11 protein-coding genes are annotated in these 21,252 nt (G+C 72.4%); 5 read left to right on the plus strand and 6 right to left on the minus strand.

Translation table 11 applies throughout. The features are described from left to right. The first annotated feature begins 42 nt into the window (after positions 1 to 42). Positions 43 to 345, plus strand: a complete 303-nt coding sequence (locus ACH4ZX_RS31080; protein WP_398279997.1) for a hypothetical protein — start codon at positions 43 to 45, stop codon at positions 343 to 345. A 164-nt stretch (positions 346 to 509) separates the two neighbouring features. Here ACH4ZX_RS31080 and ACH4ZX_RS31085 read toward each other — a convergent pair whose 3' ends face one another. Further along, positions 510 to 2,345 (minus strand): coagulation factor 5/8 type domain-containing protein, encoded by a 1,836-nt coding sequence (locus ACH4ZX_RS31085; protein ID WP_398280000.1) that lies wholly within the window; start codon positions 2,343 to 2,345, stop codon positions 510 to 512. A gap of 269 nt (positions 2,346 to 2,614) precedes the next feature. Here ACH4ZX_RS31085 and ACH4ZX_RS31090 point away from each other — a divergent pair, with 269 nt between their 5' ends. The 4 genes from ACH4ZX_RS31090 to ACH4ZX_RS31105 all read left to right on the plus strand — a co-directional run bounded on the left by ACH4ZX_RS31090 (position 2,615) and on the right by ACH4ZX_RS31105 (position 7,264). Next, positions 2,615 to 3,931, plus strand: a complete 1,317-nt coding sequence (locus tag ACH4ZX_RS31090; protein WP_398280003.1) for an ABC transporter substrate-binding protein — start codon at positions 2,615 to 2,617, stop codon at positions 3,929 to 3,931. Between the two features lie 47 nt (positions 3,932 to 3,978). Further along, positions 3,979 to 4,992, plus strand: a complete 1,014-nt coding sequence (locus tag ACH4ZX_RS31095) for a carbohydrate ABC transporter permease (protein WP_398280115.1) — start codon at positions 3,979 to 3,981, stop codon at positions 4,990 to 4,992. Then, the gene (locus ACH4ZX_RS31100; protein WP_398280006.1) at positions 4,985 to 5,839 is read left to right on the plus strand and encodes a carbohydrate ABC transporter permease; all 855 of its coding nucleotides are present in this window, start codon (positions 4,985 to 4,987) and stop codon (positions 5,837 to 5,839) included. The genes ACH4ZX_RS31095 and ACH4ZX_RS31100 overlap by 8 nt, the downstream gene beginning before the upstream one ends. Positions 5,840 to 5,905: 66 nt before the next feature. After that, complete coding sequence (locus tag ACH4ZX_RS31105; RefSeq protein ID WP_398280009.1) at positions 5,906 to 7,264, plus strand: GH1 family beta-glucosidase; 1,359 nt, start codon at positions 5,906 to 5,908, stop codon at positions 7,262 to 7,264. 15 nt (positions 7,265 to 7,279) lie between these two features. Here ACH4ZX_RS31105 and ACH4ZX_RS31110 read toward each other — a convergent pair whose 3' ends face one another. The 5 genes from ACH4ZX_RS31110 to ACH4ZX_RS31130 form a co-directional block, all read right to left on the minus strand. Further along, positions 7,280 to 8,032 carry a YwiC-like family protein gene (locus ACH4ZX_RS31110; protein WP_398280012.1) on the minus strand — a complete coding sequence of 251 codons (753 nt, stop codon included), beginning with the start codon at positions 8,030 to 8,032 and terminating at the stop codon, positions 7,280 to 7,282. A 179-nt stretch (positions 8,033 to 8,211) separates the two neighbouring features. After that, entirely contained in the window at positions 8,212 to 9,075 is an 864-nt protein-coding gene (locus ACH4ZX_RS31115) for a DsbA family protein (RefSeq protein WP_398280015.1), read from the minus strand. 280 nt (positions 9,076 to 9,355) lie between these two features. Further along, entirely contained in the window at positions 9,356 to 10,564 is a 1,209-nt protein-coding gene (locus tag ACH4ZX_RS31120) for an MFS transporter (RefSeq protein ID WP_398280017.1), read from the minus strand. A 58-nt stretch (positions 10,565 to 10,622) separates the two neighbouring features. Beyond that, positions 10,623 to 11,825 (minus strand): cytochrome P450, encoded by a 1,203-nt coding sequence (locus ACH4ZX_RS31125; RefSeq protein ID WP_398280020.1) that lies wholly within the window; start codon positions 11,823 to 11,825, stop codon positions 10,623 to 10,625. A gap of 46 nt (positions 11,826 to 11,871) precedes the next feature. Beyond that, positions 11,872 to 21,165: an amino acid adenylation domain-containing protein gene (locus ACH4ZX_RS31130; RefSeq protein ID WP_398280023.1), complete on the minus strand. Its 9,294-nt coding sequence runs from the start codon at positions 21,163 to 21,165 to the stop codon at positions 11,872 to 11,874. Positions 21,166 to 21,252 lie beyond the last annotated feature (87 nt).

The following is a 21,252-nucleotide window of genomic DNA, read 5'->3' on the forward strand; positions in this document are numbered from 1 at the left end:
TCGGCGCGCGGTGTGGCATTTGTCGACCTAAGCTCCCTTTGTGTGGCACACACCTTCGAAGAGCTGGTGGAGAAGCAGCGGGCCGCCGACCAGGCGCACAACCGCGTCGAGGAGCTGCGGGAGACCTACGGGCCGCCGACCCTGGAGGGCGGCTGGACGCAGCGGCAGACCGACACCTACGAGACGGCATGGCGGGCCTGGCGCGACCTCGCCCGCGATGTGCAGGCCTCGGTGACCGAGTACGCCAAGGCCGAGGATGTGTCCCGCAGCGACGTCGAGGCCGACCTGAAGAAGGCCGTACGGCACCCCGACGGCGAACGTGAAGGCGAAGGCGGCGCGGCGTAGGCGGAGCCGCCTTCACGGACCGGGTCGGCTCGGGCTCACACGTGCGCCCAGTTCTGCGAGGACGCCCCGGACTGCCGTCCGACACCTGGGCGCCCCCGGACCCGGTGCCCGCGCCCTTGCCCGGCACGGCGGCCCCGCCCACGCGCGGGTGGGGCCGCCCCGGCTCACGGGTACGACACCACCGTGGACGGCACCGTCGACGTGCCCGACGTCGGCGCCCCGGTCTCGTTGATCACGTGCTCGTACTGGCCGTTGCCGCCGAGCGAGACGACGAGCAGGTCGTGGAAGCGCACCCCCGGCCGGTCCGGGGCGGAGAAGCCGTGGTGCTGCGTGATCGTCGGATCGACGTTGTAGTAGCAGTAACTGCCCAGGCCCCAGCCCTCGTGCTCGGTCACGTCGTCGCCGACCTTGTAGGCGGCGTAGCCCTTGACGGACCCGTTCTGGATCGCGGCCTGGTCGGGGGCGTCGTACGCCTTCTCGTTCTGGAAGAAGATCGTGCGGCCGCGCCGGCCGTACCACTGCACGTCGTACTTGTTGAAGTGCTCCACGAACAGGCCGGTGCACAGCACGTCGTCGCCGTTGACGACGAGTCCGTAGTCGGCCCGGTTGGTCTCCCAGCCGACGCCGGTGCCGTGGTCGGCGCGCCAGATCCAGGTGTGGTCGACGATGGTGTGCCGGCTGTTGACGACGATGCTGGTGGTGGCCTTGCCGGCGCCCGCGCCGCCGATCCGGACGAACACGTCCTGCACGGTGGTGGGGTCGGCGGAGTGGTCCCGCGAGGCGCCCCGCGGCCCGATCTCCAGCAGCGTCCGGGAGTTGACGGGGCCCGCGTCGATCAGGAACCCGGCCAGCCGGACTCCGTCGACGTCGGCGACCCGCATCGCCGTGACGCCGTTGTCGGGGACGATCGTCGCGTAGCCGAGGCCGAGGACGACCGTGCCGGGACGGTTCACCCGGACCGGCCGGTCGACGTGGTAGATGCCCGGGGTGAGCAGGAGGTGGAGGCCCTGGGTGAGCGCCTGGTCGAGAGTGGCGGCCGAGTCGCCCGGCTTGGCGACATAGAAACGCGACAGCGGCAGCGAGGTGCCGCGCGGTGTGCCGTTGCCCCAGCTGACGCCGCGCGCGTTGGTCCGCTTCGCGGGCAGGAAGACGCGGAACCTGCCGCTGCCGTCCACGTAGAGGAAGGGCTTCTCCCGGGAGACGGGGGTGGTGTCGAGCGTGGTGTACGGCGGGTTCGGGAAGCTCTGCGCGGGGGCGCCCTCGACGCCCGAGAAGACCATGTTCCACACGCCGTTGAGCCAGCTGCCGATCGCGCTCTCGCGGGTGTACCACTGCTGCTGCGAGTACGGCCCGACCTGGCCGTCGATCCGGCTGTCGGCGATGTAGCCGCCGCTCGCCCAACCGTAGCCGGACGGTGCGAGGTTGAGGCCGCCGCGCACGTGCATGCGGCGGAAGGGAGCCGCCTGCGCCACCGCCCACCGGTTGGTGCCGTTCGCCGGGACGAGGGCCAGGTTCTCCGCCGAACGCCAGAAGTTCTGCGTGGCGTTGCCGCCGAACCAGCCGGCGTCGACCGTGACGTCGCCGTTGATCGTCGTGTCGTCGGGGGAGAGGCCGAGCCCGGCGATGGAGGTGTAGAAGCCGAGTTGGGCGTTGAGGCCGTGGTAGGTGCCGGGCTTGAACAGCAGCGCGTAGCGGCCGGTGCCGAACTGGGCCGACTCCTGCTGCCGGAACACCTCGTCCAGCCTGGCCTGGATGTCCGGCATGGACGGGTCGAAGACCAGGACGTTCGGGCCGAGGTCGCCGCCGCCGGGGAGGCGGCGCGGCTTGCTCCGCCCGGCCGGGGAGGCGGCGGACGGGACGGCGGCCGCGGCCGTGGACAGCCCCAGCACCGCGGGGGCCGAGGCGGCCGCGGCGCCGAGGACGGTTCTGCGACTCATGACGGGGGCGGGCGCGGACTCCGGATCGGATGCGGGCGCGGGCGTGTGGCGGCTCTCGGGCATGGGGCGGCTCTCCTGTTCAGGAAGTGAACACGGCATCGGTTTGGGAGCGCTCTCTCGCCGGTGAATGCTTCAACTGCCGGAATGGGCGCGTCAAGAGGTGCGACCGGAGTTCCGTACGGCGGCAGCGAGACGGGCGGCGACGCCTGCCGCCGCCGCGAGAACTGCCGCACCCCTTGACGGAGTTAGCTCCTGGGGATTAACTCACGTCCTAAATTAAGTCCTGAGTGCACCAGGTCATGAGTTGCCACCCCGAAGGGACACCGGGAGCCATGCGCAGCATCCGAGCCGCGGCGGTAGGCGCCGTCACCCTCTCACTCGCCCTCGCGGCCACGGCCTGCGGAGGCGGTTCGGCCACGGGCGGCGGGTCGAACGACTCACCCAGGACCCTCACCTACTGGGCGTCCAACCAGGGCGCGAGCATCGCGGTCGACAAGAAGGTGCTCCGGCCCGAGCTCGACAAGTTCGAGAAACGGACCGGCATCAAGGTGAAGCTGGAGGTCGTGCCCTGGTCCGACCTGCTCAACCGGATCCTCACCGCGACCACCTCCGGCCAGGGCCCCGACGTCCTCAACATCGGCAACACCTGGAGCGCCTCCCTGCAGGCCACGGGCGCGCTGCTGCCCTGGGACGCGAAGAACTTCGCGAAGATCGGCGGCAAGGACCGCTTCGTCGGCTCCGCCCTCGGCTCGACCGGCGCGGCCGGGAAGGACCCGGCCGCCGTGCCGCTGTACTCGATGGCGTACGCGCTCTACTACAACAAGAAGATCTTCGCCGACGCGGGCATCGAGCAACCGCCCGCCACCTGGGACGAGTTGATCGCCGACGGCAAGAAGATCCAGGCCACGGGCAAGCAGGCGCTCGGCGCGGAGGGCTCCAACGTCTCGGAGAACATCCACCACGTCTTCGTCTTCGCCAAGCAGCACGGCGCCGACTTCTTCACCCCCGACGGCAAGGCCGACTTCACCGGTGACAAGGTGGTCGCCGCGGTCAAGCAGTACGTCGACCTGATGGCCAAGGACAAGGTCATCCCGCCCGGCAATGCCGAGTACGCGCAGAACCAGTCCGTCAGCGACTTCGCCAAGGGCCGCACGGCCATGCTGCTGTGGCAGTCAGCCGCCGCCAACCTCGCGTCCCAGGGCATGGACGCGGCCGACTACGGCATCGCGCCCGTCCCCGTCCGGTCCGGCACCCCCGGCACCGGCACCCAGGTCAACTCCATGGTGGCCGGCATCAACCTCGCCGTCTTCAAGAACACCGACAACCTCGACGGCGCCACCCGGTTCGTGAATTTCATGACCGGCGACGAGGAACAGCGGATCCTCAACAAGGCCTACAGCTCCATCCCGCCGGTCAGGTCCGCCCAGGCCGACGCCGCGTTCAGCACCCCCGCCACCACCGTGCTGAAGGACACCCTCGCCACGAGCGCCGTCGCCCTGCCCCAGGTTGCCGACGAGTCCCAGTTCGAGACCGCCGTCGGCACCGCGGTCAAGGAACTGTTCGCCGACGCGGCCGCCGGACGCCCGGTCACCACCGCGTCGGTGAAGGCCAAACTCACCAAGGCCCAGCAGCAGATGCCCGCGAAATGAACCCGGATGCCCGCGAGAGCGAGAGCGAGGGCGCGAGCGAGAGCCCGATGACGATCACCGCCGTCGAGCGGACCGTGCGCAAGAGTGTGCGCAAGAGTGTGCGCAAGACCCCTCCCGGTGCGGCGGAAAACGAAAGCCCCCGCCGCACCGGGAGGCTGCGCCGCGCCGGACTGCCCTACCTGCTGCTCCTGCCCGCCCTGGTCCTCGAACTCCTCGTCCACTTGGTGCCGATGGTCATCGGCATCGTGATGAGCTTCAAGGAACTCACCCAGTTCACCATCCGCGACTGGGGCGCCGCCCCCTGGTCCGGATTCGACAACTACCGCGTCTCCGTGGACGTCGACGCCCCCGTCGGCGAGGCGCTGCTGCACTCCTTCCTCGTCACCGTCGCCTTCACCCTGCTGTCGGTCGCCCTGTGCTGGGTCATCGGCACGGCGGCGGCGGTCTTCATGCAGGACGCCTTCCGCGGCCGCGGACTGCTCAGGGCCCTGTTCCTGGTGCCGTACGCCCTGCCGGTCTACGCCGCCGTCATCACCTGGGTGTTCATGTTCCAGCACGACAACGGCCTGGTGAACCACGTCCTGCACGACCAGCTGCACCTCACCGGCCGGCCGTCCTTCTGGCTGATCGGCGACAACAGCTTCTACGCCCTGCTCACCGTCTCGGTCTGGAAGGGCTGGCCGTTCGCCTTCCTCATCGTCACGGCCGGCCTGCAGAACGTCCCCCGGGAACTGTACGAGGCGGCCGCCCTGGACGGCGCCGGGATGTGGCAGCGGATCCGCCGCATCACCCTGCCGTCCCTGCGCCCGGTCAACCAGGTCCTCGTCCTGGTGCTGTTCCTGTGGACGTTCAACGACTTCAACACGCCCTACGTCCTGTTCGGCAAGGCCGCCCCGCAGGCCGCCGACCTGATCTCCGTGCACATCTACCAGGCGTCCTTCGTCACCTGGAACTTCGGCACCGGCTCGGCGATGTCCGTCCTGCTGCTGCTCTTCCTGCTCCTGGTCACCGGCGCCTACCTGGCCGTCACCTCGCGCGAACGGAGGACCGGCCGTGCCTGACTCCCCGACGGCCCCGCCCCGCTCCTTCCTGTGGTCGCGGCGGATCTTCCTCACCCTGCTCACCGGCTTCGTCCTGCTGCCGGTGTACGTCATGGTCTCCAGCTCGCTGAAGCCGCTCGCGGACGTCTCCGGCGAGTTCCGCTGGCTGCCCAGCGGTCTGACCGTCCGGCCGTACATCGACATCTGGTCGACCGTCCCGCTCGCGCGCTACTTCGTGAACTCCCTCGTCGTGGCGGGCGCGGCGACCGTCTGCTCGGTGGTGATCGCGGTGTTCGCCGCCTACGCGGTCAGCCGCCACTCCTTCCGCGGCCGGCGCGTCTTCACGGTCACCGTGCTGTCCACGCAGATGTTCCCCGGCATCCTCTTCCTGCTCCCGCTGTTCCTGATCTACGTCAACATCGGCAACGCCACCGGCATCGCCCTGTTCGGCTCCCGCGGCGGCCTGATCCTGACGTACCTGACCTTCTCCCTGCCGTTCTCGATCTGGATGCTGATCGGGTACTTCGACTCGGTGCCGCGCGACCTGGACGAGGCGGCGCTGGTGGACGGCTGCGGCCCGCTCGGCGCGCTGTTCCGCGTGGTCGTGCCGGCCGCGGTCCCCGGCATCGTCGCGGTCGCCGTCTACGCCTTCATGACCGCCTGGGGCGAGGTGCTGTTCGCCTCGGTGATGACCAACGACACCACCCGCACCCTCGCCGTCGGCCTCCAGGGCTACTCCACCCTCAACGACGTCTACTGGAACCAGATCATGGCCGCCTCGCTGGTCGTCAGCGTGCCCGTGGTCGCCGGCTTCCTGCTGCTCCAGCGCTACCTCGTCGCCGGCCTGACGGCCGGGGCCGTGAAGTGACCGGTACCAGTGACCCGTACCAGTGATCCGTACCAGTGACCCGTAGCCGTATGTGAAGGGACTTCCGTGACCATCGACCTCGCCGCGCTCCCGCCCGACTTCCTGTGGGGCACGGCCACATCGGCGTACCAGATCGAGGGAGCCGTCGCGGAGGACGGCCGCTCCCCGTCGATCTGGGACACCTTCTCGCACACCCCCGGAAAGATCGCGGGCAACGACAACGGAGACATCGCCTGCGACCACTACCACCGCTGGCGCGAGGACATCGCCCTCATGCGCCGACTGGGCGTCGACGCCTACCGGTTGTCGATCGCCTGGCCGCGTGTCCTGCCCGGCGGCGACGGCCCGGTCAACCCCAAGGGCCTCGCCTTCTACGACGAGTTGACCGACGGCCTGCTCCAGGCGGGCATCACCCCGTCCGTCACCCTCTACCACTGGGACCTGCCCCAGGTGCTGCAGGACCGCGGCGGCTGGCCCGAGCGTGACACGGCCCTGGCGTTCGCCGAGTACGCCTCCGTCGTCGCCGAGCGCCTGGGCGACCGCGTCACCCACTGGGCGACCCTCAACGAGCCGTCCTGCTCGGCGTGGATCGGCCATCTGGAAGGCACGATGGCCCCCGGCTGGACCGACCTGACGGCCGCCGTCCGCGCCTCCTACCACCTGCTGCTCGGCCACGGCCTCGCCGTACGGGCGATCCGCGCCGCCGCCCCGGGCGCCGAGGTCGGCATCGTCAACAACCTCTCCACCGTGCACGCCGCGACCGACCGCGACGAGGACGTCCGGGCCGCACGCCGGCTGGACGGCCACGTCAACCGCTGGTGGCTGGACCCCGTCCACGGCCGCGGCTTCCCGGCGGACATGCGCGAGGTGTACGGCGTCGAACTCCCCGAGCGGGCGGGCGACATGGCGGTGATCGCCGCACCCCTGGACTGGCTCGGCCTGAACTACTACTTCCCGGTCACCGTCGCCGACGACCCCTCCGCCCCGGCGCCCCGCGTCCGCACGGTCCGCCGTCTCGGCGTCCCGCGCACCGGCATGGACTGGGAGGTCGACGCGAGCGGCATCGAGACGTTGCTGCTGCGCCTCACCGACGAGTACGGGCCGCGCAGGATCTTCGTCACGGAGAACGGCTCCGCCTACCCCGACGTCGTACGCCCGGACGGCACCGTCCACGACCCCGAGCGCCAGGAGTACCTGGAACGCCACCTCGCCGCCTGCGCGTCCGCCGCCCGCAAGGGCGCCCCGCTGGCCGGCTACTTCGCCTGGTCGCTGCTCGACAACTTCGAGTGGGCCTACGGCTACGACAGGCGCTTCGGCCTGGTCCACGTCGACTACCGCACCCAGGCGCGCACCATCAAGGGCAGCGGACACCGGTACGCGGAGATCGTGCGGGCGCATCGGGAACGGGGACGCCGGGCGGCGTGAGCAGGGCGCGGGATGTCACCCGAAGGACAGCAGCAGCGCGGTGAGGAGCAGCACGGACAGCACCGCCTCCCCGGCCCCGACCACGCCCACCCGCACCCGGCCGAGCACCGGCACGGCCAGCGCCCGCCCCAGGCACACCGCGAAGAACCCGGCGAGCCAGGGGCCGAGGACGACGGCCGCGACGCCGAGCGCCACGGCGTGGTAGCCGCCCGAGGCCCACCGGTAGGAAGCGCTGCCCCGCTCACGGATCATGGTCTTGACGTAGAGGACGGTGCCCGCGAAGTACAGCAGGCAGGCCAGCGCCGGCCGCCAGGCGTCCGCGATCCCGCCCCCGCCCAGCAGCAGCGCGACCGGCAGCATGCCGCACGCCGGGACGACGGCGACCAGCCCGTTGACCAGGGCCCGCTCCCGGTTGCGCCGGGCGTACCAGCAGTTCACGGCGAGGAACGGCGCGGCGCAGACGGCGGCGAGCAGCAGCCAGGGCGCGTGCACGACGAGGGCGACGCCGCACGGCACCAGCGCCGCCGTGAACAGCCGCACGGGACGCGTGTGCCGGGCGGCGGCTCTGGGATTGCGGGAGTTGTGCCGCAGCCGCAGCCACTGCTGGACATGGAAGACGGCGAGGTAACCGAGGAGCCAGGCGAGCAGCAGCAGGGCGTGCCAGGGCGTGGGGTCGCCCAGCAGCATGCCCGCCAGGAACGGCACGACCAGCATCGCCCAGGCCCCGTGCTGGTTCGGAAGCCAGCGCCGTACGGCACGCGAAGACATCTGTGCTGTCCATCCTCCTTCGGGGCTGTACGGACGTGGCTTCCTCAGCCGGGGTGTCCGCGATGACACGGCGGACCCGGCGTGCTCAGCCTGGCATTCGGCAGGGCACGGCGGACCAGGCCATTGGTCCCGGATAGCCGGGACCTTCGCCGCCCCTTCCGCCGGGCGGGCGAGCCGAGTCATCCCGCGGCCGCCGCCCGCTCCACCGCCTGGGTGAAGGCCGCCGCGCTGACCGGCTCACCGGTGCTGTCGAGGACGTTGACGGTCCGCCCGTCGACCTTGACCGTCGGGGTGCCGGTGGCGTCGCTGTCGTAGAACGCGTCCGCCACCTTCGCCGCCCAGGGCAGGTAAGTGCCCTCCTTGACAGCCTTGTTGAAGGCGGGCGTCCGCAGCCCCGGCACCTTGCCGGCGATCTCCAGCAGCTTGGCACTGCTGCCGAAGGTGTCCGTGCTCTCGTCCTTCGGCTGGGCCGCGTACAGCGCGTCGTGGAACGCCTTGAACTTGCCGACGCTCTCGTCGAGCGCGGCCCCCAGCGCCGCCAGCCCGGTCTGCGACCCCTGTCCGCCGAGCCGCTTGTCGAGGAACGCGGCCATGTGGAACTCGACCTTGACCTTCCCCGAGGCCACCATCGAGTTCAGCGTGGGGCCCAGATCCTTCTCGAACGCGGCGCAGTACGGGCAGCGCAGATCCTCGTACACCTGGACGGTGGTCGGAGCGCCGGTCTTTCCCCAGGTGATCACGGTGCCGCCGGGACCGCCGGCGTGGGCGGGCGTGACGAGCTTCGCACCGGCCTTGCCCGCCCCCGACCCTGACCCCGACCCGGCCCCTGGCCCGTCCCCGGCGGCGAGCCCGATGCCGATGCCGGCCGCCATGGCGAGCACGACGGCGACGCTGCCGACGACGACGGCCCGCCGCCGGAACGCCCGCTGCCGCGCCTCGCTCTGCCGCAGAGCGGCCACGTGCTCGTGCCGGCGCTCGTCATGCGGGGTGGCGTTGCGGACGGGCGGGGTCTTCTTCGCGGAAACGGTCTTCTTCGCGGCCATGGCCCAGACGCTAGGGCGCGGCGTCCATGGGCCGGTACGGCCCGAAGGGGCCGTCACAAAGGACTGTCGGTCCCCAGGGCGCCGGGACTTTCGGCGCCGTCCGCGGGATGCGTGCGGGAGGCCGGCCGACTGCTCCCGAGCGGACCGTCCGTCGGCTCCCGCTTTCGTGTCGGGGTGCGGGTCACGGCCCGGATCCGGGAGCCCGGTGCCCCCTGCCCGTCAGGTCGCCGGCGGTGCGGGTCCAGTGCACGCGCAGGCATCGCTGCCGGGCAGGGCGGTCTCAGTTCTGTGCGCGGCCGGCCAGCCGCAGAAGTACCAGCGCGCACAGGCCCGCGCCGACGGCGACCGCCATGAGGACCGTGCGCACGGCGAGGTGTTCGAACAGGATGCCCGCCGTCCCGTAGGCGACGGGGCTCGCGACGAAGACGGCGGCGCCGAAGACCGGAAGCACGTGCGGGCGGAGGTGTTCCGGGGGCCGCAGGGTGAGGAGCGCGACGGCGGGTGCGGTCACGGCGGGCAGGAACATGCAGGCGGTTGCGACCGCCAGTGCCGCCGTGGCGGCGGGCTGGTCCCAGGGCAGGAACCAGAGCGCGACGGCCGTGCCGATGCCGCCGCACGCCGCGAAGCGGGTCGGCGGGATCCTGCGGGCGAGCCGGGCCACGACGAGGGTGCCCACCGCGGTGCCGCCGCCCCACGCGGCCAGCAGCAGGCCGGCCACGTGCGGGTCGGCGTCGTAGCGGCTGTCCGCCATGACGGGCAGGGCGAGCAGTACGACGGGCATGAGCGTGCCGTAGCCGAGCGCGGCGAGCGACATGGTGCGCAGCACCGGGTCCCGGAGCAGGTGGCGTACCCCCTCCGCCATGTTGTTCGCCGACAGCGGCTCCGGTGCCGCCGTGCGGCGGGGCAGGCCGGTCAGCAGGGTGGCCGACAGCGCGAACGAGGCCGCGTCGGCCCAGAGCACGTTGAGTGCGCCGACCTGCGCGATGAGGAACCCGGCGATCGCGGGGCCGAACAGCCGCGCCGACGAGGTCGCCGTCTCGAACAGGGCGTTGCCCGCGGTGACGGCGCCCTCGTCCGGGCCGAGGGCGTCGGCCAGCAGCATGCGCTGCGCGGACAGGTAGGCCGACGCGACGCATCCGACGAGGGCCACGATCACCAGCAGCGCCCAGAACGGCAGCAGGTCCGCCTGGTAGAGGGTGGGCACCGCCGCCAGCAGGACCGCGTTGACGACGTCCCCGACGACCGTGACCCGGCGGGCGCCCCACCGGGCCACGAGGAGCCCGGCGGGCATGGCCAGCAGCGGTACCGGCAGTATCTGGATGACGAACACCAGCCCCATCCGCGCCGGTGAGCCGCTGGTCATCAGGACGAACCACGGCAGCGCCAGCGTCGTCATCTGGGTGCCGACCGAGGAGACGAACTCCGCGACGATCACCCTGCGGAACTGCCGGCTCCGCAGGGGCGAGGGAGGCGCCGGAGCCGTCGTCACGGGGCGGCCCCCGCCCCGGACGGCCGCGCCGCGGTCCGCTGCGTGCGGCGGCTGCCGGTCACCAGGCCACCGGCAGCCGGTGCACGCCGTAGACGGTCATGTTGGAACGCATCGGGATCTCCTCCGGGGACACGGCGAGGCGCAGTTCCGGGAAGCCGCGGAGCAGCGCGGTGTAGCCGATGCGCAGTTCCAGGCGCGCCAGTTGCTGCCCGAGGCACTGGTGGATGCCGTGGCTGAAGGTGAGGTGGCCGAGCCTGCCCTGGGTGACGTCGAGGCGGTCGGGGTCGGCGAACTGGTTCGGGTCCCGGTTGGCGGTGGGGAGGTGGATCAGCACGGTCTCCCCCTTGCGCAGGGTGACCCCGCCGATCTCGACGTCCTCGGTGGGGCTGCGCTGCACGCCGACGTGGACGACGGTCAGATAGCGCAGCAGCTCCTCGACGGCGCCCTCGACCAGTGACTCGTCCGCGCGCAGCAGGTCCATCTGGCCGGGGTTGCTCAGCAGCGCGTACGTGCCGAGCGAGAGCATGTTCGCGGTGGTCTCGTGGCCGGCGACCAGCAGCAGCAGGGTGGCACCGATCGCCTCCGGGAGGGTGATGTCCTCCCCCGTCACCAGCACGCTCAGCACGTCGTCGGCCGGTTCGGCCTGCTTGCGCATGAGCAGTTCGCCGGTCAGCTCGACGAGGTCCATCAGCGCCGCCTGCGCCTCCTGCGGGTCGATGTCCAGCCGCAGCAGCTTCTCCGAGTCGGCCTCGAACCGCTGCCGGTCGCCGCCGGGAACGCCGAGCAGCTCGCAGATCACCTGCGAGGACACCGGTACGGAGTAGTCCGCGACCAGGTCGGCGGGCGGTCCCTTGCGGAGCATCGCGTCGGCGTGCTGCGCCGTGATCTCCTCGATCCGCGGTGCGAGCGCACGCATCCGCCGCAGGGTGAACTGGCCGGCCAGCAGCCGCCGGAACCGGGTGTGCTCCGGGGGGTCCATGTGCTCGAACAGGCCCGGGATCTCCGCCCCGAGGTCCTGCGCGCGGTCGGACGGGAACGCCAGGTGCTTGTGCGCCGCGGCCGAGCTGAACCGCTTGTCGGACAGGATCTCCCGGCCCTGCTGGTACCCGGTGACGAGCCAGCCCTCGTATCCGTCCGGGAAGGTCATCCGGCAGATCGGGCCCTCGGCGCTCAGCACCTGCGGCGGGTCGAACGGCCGCTCCCGCAGCGTCGGCAGGCCGTTGGTGATGGGGCAGGTCTTCTCCGTCATGTCTTCCGTCATGTCTTCCTTCATTCCGGGGTCGGTAGGGCGCTGACCTGATGAAGTGTCAGGTCCGCAGGTGTGCGCGCAGTCGGGAGACCGTGAGTTCCGGGTGGCGGGCGACGAGTTCCAGCGCCCTCGGCCACTGGCGCACCAGCGCGCCCATGACCGGGGGTGCGATGCGGTCCGGTGAATACACCCACAGGCCGCGCAGTTCGCCCTCGACCTCGCGGGCCACCAGGTAGAGGTCGAGATTGTGCGGCTCGATGGCGATGACCAGCTCCGGCAGCGGGCTCTCGTCGCCGACCCGCACGTCCAGCGGCTCCACGTCGAGCCCGTCCAGGGTCAGCTCGTCGCTCGGCACGCCGAGGAGGTTGAGCATGACGCGCAGCGGCAGCTGGTTGCCGTCGCCGATGAGGCCGTCGTGCACGAGGGCGCGCAGCGGCACGTTCTGGTGCGTGTAGGCGTCGAGTTCGCTGCGCAGCACCCGCTGGACCAGTTCGTGGCAGGTCGGGTCGTCCGCCATCCGGGACCGGTTCAGGATGACGTTGATGAACGGGCCGACCATCGACTTGGTCTCCGGCCGTTCGCGGCCGGCCAGCGGGTGGCTCACGGCGATGTCGGTCGCGCCCGAGTAGCTGTGCAGCAGCACGTGGAACGCGGACATCAGCATCATGAACAGCGTCACGCCCTCGCGGCGCGCGGCCTCCTTCACCGCCGTCATGACCTCGGATCCGATCACGACGCCGTGGCTGTAGCCCGTGACGCAGTTGTCCAGTTGGTGTGCCGGGGCGTCGAAGTCCAGTACGCGTGCGGCGCCGTCCAGTTCCTTGCGCCAGTGCTCGATGTGCTCGTCGAGGGCACCCCGGGCCAGCAGCCCCTGTTGCCACGCCGCGTAGTCCAGGTGCTGGACCGGTATGTCGGGCAGGTCGGGCCGACGCGCCGTCCGGTGGGCCGCGTACAGCTCCGACAGCTCGCCGACGATCACCAGGAAGCCCCAGTGGTCGACCAGGATGTGGTGGGCGACGAGGACCAGCGCGTGCTCGGTGTCGGAGAGCTGTACGAGCAGGCCGCGGACCAGGTTCCCGTCCTCGATGCGGTAGGGCACCCGAGTCTGCGCGGTGAGCAGTTCGCGCAGCTTCTCCCGTTGTTCCCGGCCCTGGAGGCCGCGCAGGTCGACGGTGTCGATCGGCCATACGGGCATGCCGTCGGCGAACTGCAGGGTGGCCGAGCCCCGTCGGACGTAGCGGGTGCGCAGGATGTCGTGCCGCCGCATCAGGTCGTCCAGGGCCCGGCGCAGTGCGGGGACGTCGAGTTCGCCGCGCAGCCGCCAGGCGGTGATGACGCCGTGATGGGCGTGGTCGGGGCCCACCGGCTGGAGCAGGAACTCCAGCTGTCCGAAGGACAGCCCGGCGCCGTCGCTGCGGTCGGCCCTGGGGATCGGCGCGTGCAGCGGGTCGACCGCGCCGGCGGGCGCGGCTTCGCTCTCCAGCGGCGTCGCGTCGCCGTGCACCGGTTCGAGCACGCCGTCCTCGACCGCGCGGGCGCAGCGGGTGACGGCGCGCAGCGCGTCGAACCAGGTGTCCGCCAGCTCGCGGACCTCGTCCTCGGTGAGCAGCGAGGACGCCCAGCTCCAGTGGGCCACCAGCCGGGGGCCGTCCGGGCCGTCCTGGGTGACGGCGTTGACCTCCAGCGGGTAGGGCAGCGGCCGGGCGCCGGTGGTGGCGGGCGCGGTGTCGTCCCGCAGCGGCAGCCACGGCGTCTCCTCCTCGGTGACGGGCACCCGGCCGAGGTAGTTGAACAGCACCTGCGGGGTGGGCAGTGCCGCGAGCAGCGGTGCGGTCTGCGGGTCGAGGTGGGCCAGCAGTCCGTAGCCGAGGCCGCGTTCCGGGATCGCGCGCAGCTGGTCGCGGGTGCGGGCGACCGCGGCCGCGAGCTCGCCGCCCGCCCCGGTCACCGCCTCCCAGGACAGTGCGCCGCAGTCGAGGCGGACCGGGTGGACGCTGGTGAACCAGCCGACCGTGCGGGACAGGTCGACGCCGTCGGCCAGGTGCTCGTGCCGGCCGTGGCTCTCCACGTCCAGCACCACCGGTCCGGCGTCGCCGTCGCCGGTCCGGCGGGCCCGCCACCGTCCGGCAGCCAGCCCGAAGGCGGTCAGCAGGACGTCCTGGATGCCGCTGCGCAGCACCGCGGGCACCTGTCCGACCAGCGGCCCGGTGTCCTCGGCCGGCAGGGTCACCGACAGCCGCCCTTCGGTGCCGGTGACATCGCGGTCCGCGTCGGGTTCCCCGGCCACCAGCGGCGGGGCGTCGCTCAGCACGTCCTGCCACACGGGCAGTTCGGCGCGGTGCCGGGCGATGTTCTCGGTGGAGGTCATCCGGGTCGCCCAGCCGCGCAGCGAGGTCCCCACCGGCGCGAGGACCGGTTCGCGGCCCGCGGCCACCGCGTCCCAGGCCGTGGCGAGGTCGGAGAGCAGGATCCGCCACGACACGCCGTCCACGGCGAAGTGGTGCACGGCGAGCAGCAGCCGGCCGGCGCGCCCGGGGCCGGCGTCGAACCACACGGGCTGGAGCATCGCCCCCCGGGCCGGGTCGAGCCGCCGCCTGGCGGCGGCCGTCTCCTCGGCGACGCGTTCTCGCGCCTCCGCCTCGGTCAGGTCGCCGGTGCCGACCCGGTGCAGGATGTCCGCGACCCGGACCGTGCCGGGCTCGTCCGCGTGCAGGGACCACTGCCCGCCGGGCCCGGTCACCAGCCGGGTGCGCAGCGCGTCGTGCCGGTCGACGACCGCCTGCAGTGCCGCGGTCAGCCGCTCCCGGTCCACGTCGGAGGGCAGTCCGACGGTCGCGGACAGGTCGAAGCCGACCACCGAGCCGCCGAGTCGCCGCTGCCGTTCCATGACGGGCAGCAGCGGGATCTCGCCGGTGCCGACGTCGGTGACGCCCGCCCCGGTCTCCTCGCCGGCCGCCCTCGCCACCTGGGCGATGCCCGCCACCGTCTGGTGGGTGAACACGTCCCGGACGGTGAACACCAGGCCGGCCGTGCGGGCCCGGGCGACCAGCTGGGTGGCCTGGATGCTGTCGCCGCCCAGATCGAAGAAGCCGGTCTCGGCACCGACTTCGGGCACCGCGAGGATCTCGGCGAACACGGCGCACAGGGTCCGTTCGGCCGGTGTCGCCGGCGGCCGGGACACGCTGTCCGTGCCGAGGCCGGGCGTGGGCAGCGCACGGCGGTCGATCTTGCCGTTGGCCGTCATGGGGAACGCGTCGAGCACCAGCACCGCGACGGGCACCATGTACTGCGGCAGCCGCTCGGCCAGGTAGGCCCGCAGCCCGGCGGGCTCGGCGTGCGCGCCGTCGGCGAGCACCACGTAGCCGACGAGGTCCTTGCCGCCGGAGGGCTTGTGCCGCACCACCACGGCGGCGTCGGCGACGGCCGGGTGCGCGCCGAGCGTCTTCTGGATCTCTCCCGGTTCGATGCGGAAGCCGCGGATCTTGACCTGGTCGTCGGTCCGGCCGAGGTACTCGACCCGCCCGTCGGTCCGCCGGCGGACCAGGTCACCGGTCCGGTACATGCGCTCGCCCGGAGCACCGAACGGGCAGGCGACGAACCGCTGGGCGGTCAGTGCGGGCTGCCCGAGGTAGCCGCGGGCCAGGCCGGAGCCGGCCAGGTACAGCTCGCCGGGGACGCCGGTCGGCACCGGCCGCAGCCGCTCGTCGAGGACATAGGCGCGGGTGCCGTCCATCGGCATGCCGATCGGCAGACTGCCGTCGGACACCTCGCCCATGTGCTGCAGCAGGGCGAAGGTCGTCGTCTCCGTCGGCCCGTAGATGTTGTGGAAAGCGGTCCGCGGGCAGGCGGCCTGCGCCTTGGCGAAGACCAGCGGCGCGTGGGACTCGCCGCCGGCCAGCACCTCGCGCAGCCCGGCCAGCGCCGAGGCGTCGCGCTCGACCAGCAGGTTGAACAGCGCTGTGGTGAAGAAGGCCGCGGTGACGTCGTGTTCCTGGACGGTACGCACCAGGACGTCCGGGTCGAGTTCCCCGGCCGGGGCGACGACGACCTCGCCGCCGGACAGCAGCGGCACCCACAGCTCGTAGGTGGAGGCGTCGAACGCGGTCGGGGAGTGCATCAGCACGCGCCGGTGACGGCCGCCGCGCCACTGGCGGTCGGCGGCAAGAGCGGCCACGTTGCCATGGGTGACCGCGACGCCCTTGGGCCGCCCGGTGGATCCGGAGGTGTACATGATGTACGCCAGCCGGTCCGGACCGCCCTCGAAGGTGAGCGTCACACCGTCGGCCGTGCCGTCCGCGGCGGCCGGTTCGGAGGCCATGTCGAGGACCTCCACCCCTTCGGCGCCGGGGTGCTCGAGCCCTTCGCCGTCGACGAGCAGCACCTTCGCCCCGGTGTCGGCCATGATCAACCGCATGCGCGACCCGGGGTAGCGGGGGTCCAGCGGCACGTACACGCCGCCGGCCTTGATCACCGCCAGGATCGCCACGGGCAGCCGCAGCGAACGCTCCATCAGCAGGCACACCGCGTCCTCGGCCCCGTCGGCACCGATCCCCCGCTCGCGCAGCCGGGCGGCGAGCCGGTCCGTGGCCTCGTCGAGCTCGGCGTAGGTCAGACGCTCCCCGCCGTGGCGGACGGCCACGGCGTCCGGGGTGCGGGCGGCCTGCGCCCTGAACAGCCCGGGCAGTCCCGCCGCGGGCACCTCGCCCTCCGCCCCGTTCCACTCCACGAGCAGACGATGCCGTTCGGCGGGCGTGAGCAGGTCGATGTCGCCGATGGGCCGGTCGGGGTCACCGATCACGGCCAGCACCACCTGGCGCAGCCTGCGCACCATCGTGCGTACCGTCTCGGGGTCGAAGACGTCGGCGTTGTACTCGATGCCGCCGTCGAGGCCGGCCGGTGTGCCGTCGCCCGCGAGGTGCTCGCGCAGCAGGAAGACCAGGTCCATGCGCGCCGTGCCGGTGCTCATCACCATCGGCGCCGTCTCGATCCCGGGCAGGTCCACGGTCTCGTCGGTGACGGTCTGCCAGGAGAGCATGACCTGTACGAGAGGGTGATGCGCCAGCGACCGGGCCGGCCGGAGGCTGTCCACCAGCGCCTCGAACGGGAGGTCGCGGTGGGCGAGCGCGTCGAGGGTGTTCTCCCGCACCTCGGCGAGCAGTTCCCGGAACGTCTGGCGGTCCGAGGTCCGGTTGCGCAGCACCAGGGTGTTGGCGAAGAAGCCGATCAGGTTCTCGGTGGCCTGGTCCTCGCGTCCCGCGGTCGCCACGCCGATGGGGATGTCGGTGCCGGCGCCGAGGCGGCCGAGCAGCACCGCCAGCGCCGCGTCGAGCACCATGAACAGGCTGACGTCGCAGTCGCGGGCCAGGCGGGCCAGGCCCTCGTGCAGGCCGGTGTCCCACCGGAAGGTGAGCGTGTCGCCGTCGTGGGACGCCTCGGCGGGGTGCGGCCGGTCGACCGGGAGGGCGATCCGCTCCGGCAGGCCTTCCAGCGCGCCGCGCCAGTAGTCGAGCTGGCGCGACCACGTGCCGGCGGGGTCGTCCTGCGCGCCGAGGTACCGGCGCTGCCACAGGGCGTAGTCGGCGTACTGCACGGGCAGCGGTGCCCACTCGGGGGCGTGGCCGGCCAGCCGTGCCCGGTAGGCGGTCGCCAGGTCGTGCCGAAGCGGCGTCAGCGACCAGCCGTCGGCCGCGATGTGGTGGACGACGAGGGCCAGTACGTGTCTGTCGGCGCCGACCGCGAACAGCTCGGCGTGCAGGGGGATCTGCGAGGTCAGGTCGAACGTGTGCCGGACCGCGGCGGCCACGGCGTCGTCCAGGCCGGCGTCGTCGACCTCGGTCACCGGCAGCGCGGGCCGCGCCTGTCCGGGGTCGAGGACGTGCTGGCGGGCCACCGTGCCGGTGTCCGGGAAGACGGTGCGCAGCGCCTCGTGGCGGGCGACGACGTCGGCGAGGGCGGCCCGCAGGCAGTCCACGTCCAGCGCGCCGGTCAGGCGCAGCACCAGCGGGAGGTTGTAGGTGGGCGACGGGCCCTCCATCTGGTGCAGGAACCACAGCCGCCGCTGGGCGAACGACAGCGGCAGCGCCTCGGGCCGGGGCATCCGGGTCAGCGCGGGACGCGGGTTGTCACCGCCCTGCCGCAGCAGCCCGGCCAGTCCGGCCACGGTCTGCTGCTCGAACAGCGCGCGCACCGGCAGCTCGACGCCGAGCGCGGCGCGGATCCTGGCCACCAGCCGGGTGGCCAGCAGCGAGTGCCCGCCGAGGGCGAAGAAGCTGTCGTCGACACCGACCCTGGGCACGTTCAGCACCTGGGCGAACAGCTCGCACAGGGCCTGCTCCCGCGGGTCGCGGGGCGCGACGTACGCCGCCGCTCGCGTCTGCTGTCCCGGCTCGGGTGCGGGCAGCGCGCCCCGGTCGGTCTTGCCGCTCGGGGTGCGCGGCAGCGCGTCGAGGAACACGAAGGCGGCCGGGACCATGTAGTCGGGCAGCTTCCGGGCCAGCGCGGCCCGCAGCCGGCGGCGCAGCTCGTCGTCGGCGCCGGCCGCCGGGTCGGACACCAGGTAGGCGACCAGGCGCTGGTCGCCCGCCTGGTCCTCGCGGACCACGACGACGCAGTCCCGCACCTCTTCCTGCCACATCAGCACCGACTCGATCTCGCCGAGCTCGATCCGGTAGCCGCGCAGCTTGACCTGGTGGTCGAGCCTGCCGAGGTAGTCGATGCGGCCGTCCACCCGGCGCCGCACCAGGTCTCCGGTGCGGTACAGACGGTCGGCGAGGCGGGACTCGAAGGGGTTGGCGACGAACTGTCTCGCCGTCAGCTCCGGCCGGCCGAGGTAGCCGCGCGCCAGACCGGCGCCGCCGATGCACAGTTCACCGGGGACGCCCGGCGGCACGGGACGGCCCCCGGGGTCGAGGATGTGCACCTCGGTGTTGGCGATCGGCACGCCGATGGTGACGGTGTCGTCCACGATGCGGGTGCCCAGCGAATAGATGGTGGTCTCGCTCGGGCCGTACATGTTCCACAGCTCCACGCCCTTGGCCAGCAGACGCCGGGCCAGGTCGGGGGGCAGCGCCTCGCCGCAGACCAGCCCGCGCAGCCCCGGCCGGCCCGGCCAGCCGGCGTCGAGCAGCATCCGCCAGGTGGAGGGGGTCGCCTGCATCATGGTCGCGCCGGTGGTGGCCATCTCGTCGGCCAGCAGCTTGCCGTCGGTGGCCACCTCGCGGGTGGCGAGCACCACGCGGGCGCCCTCGACCAGCGGCAGCAGCAGCTCCAGCGTGGCGATGTCGAACGACAGGGTGGTGACCGCGAGCAGGCTGTCGTCGGCGTCGATGCCCGGCCACTGCTTCATGGCCCAAAAGAGGTTGTGCAGCGCGCGGTGCGGCAGCTGGACGCCCTTCGGGCGTCCGGTCGAGCCCGATGTGTAGATGACGTAGGCGAGGTCCTCGCCCGCGACCGGCTCGTCCAGGGGGGCGGCGGACTCGGCGGCGATCTCCTCGCGCAGTTCGTCCACGCACAGGGTCACGGCCCCGGACTCCGGCAGGGCCGGTGCCACCGCGCGCTGGGTGATCACGACGGGCAGCCGCGCGTCCTCGATCATGAACGCCATGCGGTCGCTGGGCAGCTTCGGGTCGACCGGCACGTAGGCGCCGCCCGACTTCAGCACGGCCAGTACCGCGACGACCATGTCGAGCGAGCGCTCCAGGCACACCCCGACCAGCACGTCCCGCCCGACGCCGAGCCTCTTCAGCCGGCGGGCCAGCCGGTTCGCGGACGCGTCGAGCGCGGCGTAGGTGAGGGTCTCGCCCTGGCAGTACACCGCCTCGGCGGCCGGGCGCAGCGCCGCCTGCTGCTCGACGCGCTGGTGGGTGAGGAGCCGGTCGGGCCAGTCGTGGCGGGTGTCCTCCCACTCCCTGCGCTGTTGGCGTTCCTCGGCCTCGGTGAGCAGCGGCACGTCCAGGACCGGCCGGTCGGGGTCGGCGAGCAGGTTGTCGAGCAGCACCTTCAGATGGCCGCCCATGCGGTCGACGGTGGCCGCGTCGAACAGCTCGGTGTTGTACTCGAACCAGCCGCCGAGCGCGTCGCCCTGCTCGAACACCTGCAGTTCGAGGTCGAACCGCGCGGTGGAACTCGCGACCTCCAGCAGTTCGAAGCTCAGCCCTCCGGCGTCGAACTCGGGCACCGGGATGTTCTGGAACACGAACGACACCTGGAACAGCGGTGACCGGGACAGGTCCCGCTCCGGCGACAGCTCCTCCACCAGCCGCTCGAACGGCACCTCCTGGTGGGCGAAGGCGTCGAGGGCCGAGCGGCGCACCCGGCCGAGCAGTTCGGTGAACGTCGGATTGCCGGAGACGTCGTTGCGGATGGCGAGGGTGTTGACGAAGTAGCCGATGAGCGGCTCGATCTGGGACTGCCCCCGGTTGGCCACCGGCACTCCGACGACGATGTCCTCCTGTCTGCTGTAGCGGTGCAGCAGCACGACGTAGGCGGCGAGCAGGGTCATGAACGGGGTGACACCGGTCCGCCGGCTCAGCTCGCGCACGCCGTTCATCACCGAGGCCGGCAGGTGGAAGGGCCGCGAATCGCCGGCCGTGCCCAGTACGGCGGGCCGGGGCCGGTCGGTGGGCAGTTCGAGGACCGGTGCGGCGCCTTCGAGCGTCCTCCGCCAGTGCTCCAGCTCTGTCGCGAGACCCGGGCCCGCCAGCTTCTTGCGCTGCCAGGCCGCGTAGTCGGCGTACTGCACGGGCAGTGCGGGCAACTCGGCCGCGGTGCCGGTGAGATGGCTCCGGTACAGGGCGATCAGCTCGCCGAACAGGACCGACGTCGACCACAGGTCGGCGACGATGTGGTGCATGGTGAGCAGCAGGACGTGCTCGTCGGCCGCCAGCCGCAGGAACTTCATCCGCATCAGCGGCCCGGTGCCCAGGTCGAACGGGCGGGCGAACTCCTGACGTGCCAGCTCCTCGACGCCCGCCTCCCCGTCGGGGCCGCGCAGGTGCCCGCACTCCACGACGGTCAGCTCCAGCTCGCCGGAGTCGTGCACGACCTGCACCGGCTCACCGTCGGCCTCGTCGAACGTGGTGCGCAGCGACTCGTGCCTGCGGACGATCTCGGCGAGGCTGCGGCGCCAGAGCTCCACGTCGAGCGGGCCGCGCACCCGCGCCGCCGCCGGGATGTTGTAGGCGGCGCTGCCCGGGGTGAGCTGGTCCAGGAACCACATGCGCTGCTGGGGGAACGACGCGGCGAACCGCCGCTCGCGCGCCGGCGGCCGTCCGTCGCCCTGGCGCCGCAGCCGCTCCGCCAGCAACGCGCGCTTCTGCTCCGGGGTGAGGCTGGTCAGGTCGATGTCGGTCATGCGTCGCTCTCCTGATCGTCGATCTCGGCGGCGGACGCCGCCGTGAGGAACTCCCGCGGCCGCGCTCCCGCCGACGCGTCGGGGTGT

Source organism: Streptomyces sp. NPDC020490 (assembly GCF_044335305.1).
In the GTDB taxonomy this organism is placed as follows: domain Bacteria; phylum Actinomycetota; class Actinomycetes; order Streptomycetales; family Streptomycetaceae; genus Streptomyces.